We start from the raw sequence: 7065 nt of genomic DNA on the forward strand, positions 1-7065 counted from the left end.
ACCGGCAATTCAGGCTCGCGACCGGCCGCCGCAGGCCCCTGCAATGGCCGGATCCGGCCAGCCGATGGGCCGGGCAACCCGGTATGCTTTGCCCGTTACGTACCAGACCCGGGTCAGCATGCGCATCATCAGTTTCAACGCCAATGGCATCCGTTCCGCCGCCACCAAGGGTTTCCTCGAGTGGTTCCGTGCCCAGGATGCCGACGTGCTCTGCATCCAGGAGACCAAGGCCCAGGAAGACCAGCTGACCGATCCCATGTTCCGCCCGGACGGCCACCACTGCTTCTACCGTGACGCGATCACCAAGAAGGGCTACAGCGGCGTGGCCATCTACAGCAAGCGTGAGCCCGACCAGGTCATCACCTCGCTGGGCTGGGCGCCGTTCGACGACGAAGGCCGTTACATCGAAGCCCGCTACGGCAACCTCAGCGTGGTGTCCTTCTATATCCCCTCCGGCAGCTCCGGCGACCTGCGCCAGGGCTTCAAGTACGAAGTGATGGAGTGGCTGCGCCCGATCCTGGCCCAGTGGCTGGCCAGCGGCCGCGACTACGTGCTGTGCGGGGACTGGAACATCGTCCGCTCCGCGCTGGACATCAAGAACTGGAAATCCAACCAGAAGAACTCCGGCTGCCTGCCGCCCGAGCGTGACTGGCTCAATGGCCAGTGCGTGGATGCCGGCCAGGCGCTGGACGTGGCTGGCGGCCAGGGCTGGACCGACGCCTACCGCCTGCTGCACCCCACCGGCGAGGATTACACCTGGTGGAGCAACCGCGGCGCGGCCCGCGCCAACAACGTCGGCTGGCGCATCGATTACCAGTTCGTCAGTCCCGGCCTGCGCGATCGCCTGCGTGGATGCTCGATCTACCGCGATGAACGCTTCTCCGACCATGCTCCGTTCACGGTGGACTACGCCCCATGAGTGAAGCGGCCGCCAAGCCCCGTCGCCCGTGGCAGCGGGTGCTGGCCAACCTGCGCGAGCGCAAGGTGCTGGCCATGCTGCTGCTGGGTTTCAGCTCCGGCCTGCCGATCTACCTGGTGGGCAACACGCTCGGCTTCTGGATGCGCAAGGAAGGCATCGAGCTGGACACCATCGGCTTCCTGTCGTGGGTGGGCCTGGCCTATTCGATGAAGTTCCTGTGGGCGCCGATCGTGGACAAGGTCGACGCCCCGCTGCTGGGCCGCTTCGGCCGCCGCCGCGGCTGGATGCTGCTGTCCCAGGCGGTGGTGGCCGCCGCCCTGATCGGCATGGCCGTGGTCCATCCCAAGGGTGGCCAGATCCTGATTCTGGGCATCGCCTGGGAACACATGCTGGTGTTCGGGATCATGGCCACCGTGGTGGCCTTCGCTTCGGCCACCCAGGACATCGTCATCGACGCCTGGCGCATTGAAAGCGCCGACAACAGCGAACAGCTGGGCCTGCTCACCTCCACCGCCGCGCTCGGCTACCGCACCGCGCTGCTGGTGACCGATGCGCTGATCCTGCTGATCGCCGCCCGCGTGGGCTGGCAGATGTCCTACGAAATCATGGCCGGCCTGATGGCCTTGGGCGTGGTGGCGGTGGTGATGGCGCGCGAACCGGTGCGCGCGCAGATCGCCGTGCAGACTCAGGCGGCCCCGCTGTGGACCCCGCGCGGGTTGTTCGATGCACTGGTCGGGCCATTCATTGCCTTCGTCCGCGAGCACCGCAGCGGCGCCATCCTGATCCTGCTGGCCATCAGCGTGTACCGCATGGCCGATTTCATCATGGGCCCGATGGCCAACCCGTTCTACGTCGACCTCGGCCTGACCGAAGAGACGGTGGGCGCAGTGCGCAGCTCGGTCGGCCTGATCGCCACCTTTGTTGGTATTGCCGCCGCCGGGCTGGTCTCGGTGCGCTGGGGCGTGCTGGCTACCCTTCTGGTGGGCGCCGTGCTGGGCCCGGCCTCGAATCTGGCGTTTGCCTGGCTGGCCTACGTCGGGCCGGACCCGACCAGCTTCGCCATCGCCATGGCCATCGACAACCTCTCGGGCGGGTTTGCCGGCACCGCGCTGATCGCCTACATGTCCAGCCTCACCAGCATCGGCTACACCGCCACCCAGTACGCCCTGCTCAGCTCGTTCTATGCCATGCCCGGCAAGGCGCTGAAGGGTCTCTCAGGCTGGGCGGTGCAGTCGTTGGCCCAGGGCCGCACCCTGCTGGAAGGCTACGCGCTGTTCTTCGTCGGCACCGCGCTGATCGCCATCCCGGTGGTGATCCTGTGCGCCCTGCTGATCGTGCAGCAGCGCCGGCACCTGCGCGCGGCCAGCTGAGGGGTGCTTGCCCGTACCCCCCGGCTGGGCCATCATCGAACCCGTTGTGCCGTGGGGGCGGTGCGTTGCCAACGGGGGAATACACATGGCTGATCTGGTGCTGCGCGATCTCGATCCGCTGCTGAACGAGCGTATCCGGCGGGTCGCTGTCGCACGCGGCTGGACCCGCGAACACACCTGCGTGGTCCTGCTCGAGCAGGGCCTGTTCGCCAGCGAACTGGAAGTCCGCAGCGGCTTCCACGACCCCGAAGTAAACGCCCTGGCCGAAGCCATCGCCGCCCTCCAGGCCCTCCCGGACGTGAAGGCGTTCTAGGCAGCCCCCATCACGCTGGGTGAATGGCGCCCAATATCCGCGGCCCGCGCGCCCCGGTCACGCTGGGCAGGTTGCCCGGCAACCCCTGCAGCGTCCGGTGCGCCAACCACGCAAACCCCATCGCTTCCAGGTAATCCGGGTCCAGCCCGTGCACTGCACTGGACTCGACCACCACCCCAGGCAACCGCGCGGTGAGTCTGCGCAGCAGCTGCGGGTTGCGAACACCGCCGCCGCACACCAGCACCCGCGTTGCTTCCGGCAGGTGGGCCAGCAGCGCGTCGGCTACCGTGGCCGCCGTCAGTTCCAGCAGCGTCGCCTGCACGTCCGCAGGCGCCACGGTGCGGACGGCCATCGCCGCCTCGGCCCAGGCCAGATGAAACTGCTCGCGCCCGGTGCTCTTCGGCGGCGGCAGCGCGAACCACGGTTCGGCCCGCCAGTGCTCCAGCAGCGCCTCATCCACCTGCCCGCTGGCCGCAAACGCGCCATCGGCATCGAACGGCGTGCCGGTATGCCGCTCGCACCACGCATCCATCAGCGCGTTGGCCGGCCCGGTATCGAAGCCACGCGGGGTGCCCACGCGCGGAATCAGGGTCAGGTTGGCGATCCCGCCCAGGTTCAACACCGCCCGGTCCTCATCGGCCGTGCCCAGCATCGCCAGGTGGAAGGCCGGCATCAGCGGCGCCCCGTGCCCACCGGCGGCCACGTCGCGGCGGCGGAAGTCGGCCACCGTGGTGATGCCGGTCAGCTCGGCAATCCGGTTGGCATCGCCCAGTTGGCAGGTGAACGCCGGATCGGCCAGCGGCCGGTGCCGCACCGTCTGCCCATGCGAACCAATCGCCCGCACCTGCGCCGGGCTCACCCCGGCCTGTTCCAGCAGGCGGTTGGCGGCGGCCGCGAAGGTGATGCCGATCTGCGCATCGATCCGGCCCAGCGTATCCAGTGAGCCCAGCTCGCCGCCTTCGCCCAGCGCCACCAGCTCGGCGCGGATGGCGGGGTCCCAGGGGTGGGTGAGCCCATCGACGTAGCGGCAGCCGCCCTCGGCGGGAAACTGCACCAGCGCGGCATCGATGCCATCGGCGCTGGTGCCGGACATCAGGCCCAGGTAGAGCGGGGTATGCGGATCAGCTGAAGTCATGGCCAGGCGGTTCAACAGGGTGCGTGCAGCTTCCGCGCAACCTGTTGCCGCCGTCAATGCATGCGATCAGCCGCGGCTGCCCTTGGCCGGCTTGGCCGCGCTGGCCGTGGTGGTAGCGGCCTGGTCGGCCTTCGGCGCCGGGCTGGCGTCGGCGTAGATCAGCTTCTCCATGCCCTGGATGCGGGCCAGCGCCGGCGCGGTCTGCGCGCGGAAGGCGACCAGCTCGCTGCCCTGCAGCGGCTCCGGCGGCGGCATCGTCACCGACAGCGGGTTGCGGTGCACGCCGTTGACGCGGAATTCGTAGTGCAGGTGCGGGCCGGTGGCCAGGCCGGTCGAGCCCACGTAGCCGATCACCGTGCCCTGCGCCACGCGCTGGCCGGTCTTGATCTTGCCAAAGCGCGACATGTGCCCGTACAGGGTGGTGTGGCCACGGCCGTGGTCGAGGATCACCACGTTGCCGTAGCCGCGCTGCACGCCGGCGAACTGCACGCGTGCATCGCCGGCGGCCATGATCGGGGTGCCGGTGCGCGCGGCGTAGTCCACGCCCTTGTGCATGCGCATCTTGCCCAGCACCGGGTGCTTGCGCGCCCCGAACGTCGAGCTCAGGCGGGCGAAGGGAATCGGCATGCGGATGAAGCTCTTCTTCAGCGGGCGCCCGCTCACGTCGAAGTACTCGGACTTGCCGTTGCGGTCGAAGCGGAAGCCGCTGTAGGTCTTGCCGCCGGAGGTGAAGGTCGCCGCCAGGATCTTGCTGGTGTCCACCTTCTCGCCTTCGCGCCAGGTCTCATCCATCACCACGCTGAAGCGGTCGCCGGGCTGCAGGTCCTTGGAGAAGTCGATGTCGTACTTGAAGATCTCGTCGGTCATCGTCGCGATGGCCGACGGCGACAGCCCGGCCTTGCGCGCCGCCGCGTACAGCGAACTGGTGATCTCGCCGCTGGTCACCACCCGGCGGGTGGAGCTCTCACGCTTGCTGACCTTCTCGGTGATCTGTTCGCCCTTCAGCGACAGCTCCACCCGGTTGTCGGCATCGCGGTCGAAGCGGATCGTGCGCAGCTCCCCGCTCAGCGGCAGGTCGAAGGCGATCTCGGCGCCGGGGCGCAGCTTGGTCAGCGCGTCGCGCGCACCGGGATGCTCCAGCACCTGGTGCATCACCGTGGGCGAAATGCCGGCTTCGTCGAACAGGTTGCTCAGGGTCTGGCCGCGCTGCACGCGCAGTACCTGCCAGCTGTCGCCCGGCACCTGCTGCAGGCGCTCCTGGGACAGCGGCGGCAAGGGCAGGGCCAGCGTGGAATGGCTGACCGAGTAGGGCGACTCGATGGTGTGCGAGAAGCCGGGGACAATGGTGGCCACCAGGGCGCCGATGGTGGCGAACAGGCTGGCGTGCATCCAGTGGCGGCGGGTCCAGCGCTCATTGAAAGCAGCGGGAAGATGCTGTCGAAGCTTCCGATGCAGGGCGGTGTCGTGGAGAACGTGAAGGCGTTCCTTGAAGCGCTGCTTGCGCGCGCGGCCTTGATCGGTATTCAGCATCGTCGGTGTGTTCCTGGCTGGCCCGGGAGCGCGGGCCCAAACGTCGGTAACATAGACAGGTATAAATATCGCGTCAAACCCATGTGCCTATTGGCTTTTGTGAAGCGCTTGCGGTTAACTTGTACTTAACGTCATTCATGTAAATAAGGCATCGCCGGGAGTTGCACGTGTCCTCGATTGAACAAGCCCTTGCCCAGATCGGCCGTGGCGCCGATGAAATCCTCAAGATCGAGGAGCTGCGCCAGCGGCTGGAAAGCGGCCGCCCGCTGCGGGTCAAGGCTGGTTTCGACCCCACCGCCCCGGACCTGCACCTGGGCCATACCGTGCTGCTGAACAAGCTGCGCCAGTTCCAGGACCTCGGCCACCAGGTCATCTTCCTGATCGGCGACTTCACCGGGATGATCGGCGACCCCTCCGGCAAGAACGTCACCCGCAAGCCGCTCAGCAAGGACGACGTGCTGGCCAATGCGCGCACCTATGAAGAGCAGGTGTTCAAGGTGCTGGACCGGGAAAAGACCGAAGTGCGCTTCAATTCGGAGTGGTTCGGCAAGATGGGCGCGGCCGACATGATCCGCCTGGCCGGCCAGCACACCGTGGCGCGCATGCTCGAGCGCGACGACTTCGCCAAGCGCTATGCGGCCCAGCAGTCCATCGCCCTGCACGAGTTCCTGTACCCGCTGGTGCAGGGTTACGACTCGGTAGCCCTGGAAGCGGACGTCGAACTGGGCGGTACCGACCAGAAGTTCAACCTGCTCATGGGCCGTGGCCTGCAGGAGCACTACGGGCAGAAGCCACAGATCGTGCTGACCATGCCGCTGCTGGAAGGCCTGGACGGCGTGGCCAAGATGTCCAAGTCGCTCAACAACTACATCGGCATCAGCGAACCGGCGATCGACATGGTGACCAAGACCATGAAGATCGGCGACGACCTGATGTGGCGCTGGATCGAGCTGCTTTCCTTCGAGATCAGCCAGGCCGAAGCGGTCAGCCTGCGCGAGCAGGTCGCCGCTGGCACCCTGAACCCGCGTGAGGTGAAGCTGCGCCTCGCGCGTGAGCTGACCACCCGCTTCCACGATGCCGACGCGGCCGAGCTGGCCATTGCCGGCTGGAACGCTGCCGTGACCGGGCAGGGCGATGTGACCCTGTTGCCGCTGCAGGAAGTGGCCATTCCCGCTGAAGGCCTGCGTATTGGTGCATTGCTCACCGCAGCCGGCCTGACCCCGAGCAACTCGGAGGCCTCGCGCAAGCTCAAGGAGCGTGCGGTGAAGGTGGACGGCGAGGTGGTGGACGATGCCCAGCAGCTGTTCGTGCCCGGCTTCGAGGGCCTGCTGCAGGTCGGCAAGCGCAACTTTGCACGCGTGCTGTTGGTCGCCGCCTAAGCGCCACAAGGGTTTCGCGCCTTCGGGCGCGGAACCAGCATGAATGAATGCACAAAACCGTGAAAAAAGGTCATGCACCCCCTTCACAAACGAGGCGGTTGGGGACATACTTTCCCTCCCCCGACGTAGGGGCCACCGCAAGGCGGCAACCGCGAAGGAACAGGACTTCAACTTCTTCGAAAGAAGGTGTTGACGGAAACGAAAAGCCTGACATAATAGGCGGCTCGCTTCGACGAAAGGCCCTCGGGTCTTCCGGGCATCACGACCAACGGTCGTGATCTACCACCAGGTAGGTATCGACTGTTAGTCGATACGCAAAACACCTCGAAAAAAGGTGTTGACGAAGCGGAAAAGCCAGCTATAATGGGCGGCTCGCAACGACGGAAACGTCGGGGCACACGGAGAAAGGCGCTGAGGCC

6 protein-coding genes are annotated in these 7065 nt (G+C 66.8%); 4 read left to right on the forward strand and 2 right to left on the reverse strand.

Annotated features, from left to right (window positions below; translation table 11 throughout):
* Positions 1–118 precede the first annotated feature (118 nt).
* The 3 genes from SOM39_RS11985 (at position 119) to SOM39_RS11995 (ending at position 2602) form a co-directional block, all read left to right on the forward strand.
* Complete coding sequence (locus SOM39_RS11985; protein ID WP_068848720.1) at positions 119–919, forward strand: exodeoxyribonuclease III; 801 nt, start codon at positions 119–121, stop codon at positions 917–919.
* On the forward strand, positions 916–2289 hold the full coding sequence (locus SOM39_RS11990; RefSeq protein WP_068848722.1) for an AmpG family muropeptide MFS transporter: 1374 nt from the start codon (positions 916–918) through the stop codon (positions 2287–2289). Before SOM39_RS11985 ends, SOM39_RS11990 begins: the two co-directional genes overlap by 4 nt.
* Before the next feature lie 85 nt (positions 2290–2374).
* The gene (locus tag SOM39_RS11995; protein ID WP_093532961.1) at positions 2375–2602 is read left to right on the forward strand and encodes a hypothetical protein; all 228 of its coding nucleotides are present in this window, start codon (positions 2375–2377) and stop codon (positions 2600–2602) included.
* Between the two features lie 10 nt (positions 2603–2612).
* Here the strand turns inward: SOM39_RS11995 and SOM39_RS12000 are convergent, their stop codons facing one another.
* Together SOM39_RS12000 and SOM39_RS12005 are read right to left on the reverse strand one after the other, a co-directional pair.
* On the reverse strand, positions 2613–3737 hold the full coding sequence (locus SOM39_RS12000; RefSeq protein WP_320458470.1) for an anhydro-N-acetylmuramic acid kinase: 1125 nt from the start codon (positions 3735–3737) through the stop codon (positions 2613–2615).
* A 66-nt stretch (positions 3738–3803) separates the two neighbouring features.
* A complete protein-coding gene (locus tag SOM39_RS12005) occupies positions 3804–5267 on the reverse strand; it encodes a M23 family metallopeptidase (RefSeq protein ID WP_095362624.1) in 1464 nt (487 codons plus the stop codon).
* A 167-nt stretch (positions 5268–5434) separates the two neighbouring features.
* On the opposite strand from SOM39_RS12005, the gene tyrS reads away from it, so the two are divergent.
* Positions 5435–6646 carry a tyrosine--tRNA ligase gene (gene tyrS / locus SOM39_RS12010; protein WP_093532964.1) on the forward strand — a complete coding sequence of 404 codons (1212 nt, stop codon included), beginning with the start codon at positions 5435–5437 and terminating at the stop codon, positions 6644–6646.
* Positions 6647–7065 lie beyond the last annotated feature (419 nt).

The organism is Stenotrophomonas sp. CFBP8994 (assembly GCF_034044835.1).
Classification (GTDB): domain Bacteria; phylum Pseudomonadota; class Gammaproteobacteria; order Xanthomonadales; family Xanthomonadaceae; genus Stenotrophomonas; species Stenotrophomonas rhizophila_A.

Coding starts and splice junctions, on each gene's coding strand:
- SOM39_RS11990 (WP_068848722.1), top strand. CDS start 916: ATGAGTGAAGCGGCCGCCAAGCCCCGTCGCCCGTGGCAGCGGGTGCTG.
- SOM39_RS11995 (WP_093532961.1), top strand. CDS start 2,375: ATGGCTGATCTGGTGCTGCGCGATCTCGATCCGCTGCTGAACGAGCGT.
- SOM39_RS12000 (WP_320458470.1), bottom strand. CDS start 3,737: ATGACTTCAGCTGATCCGCATACCCCGCTCTACCTGGGCCTGATGTCC.
- SOM39_RS12005 (WP_095362624.1), bottom strand. CDS start 5,267: ATGCTGAATACCGATCAAGGCCGCGCGCGCAAGCAGCGCTTCAAGGAA.
- SOM39_RS11985 (WP_068848720.1), top strand. CDS start 119: ATGCGCATCATCAGTTTCAACGCCAATGGCATCCGTTCCGCCGCCACC.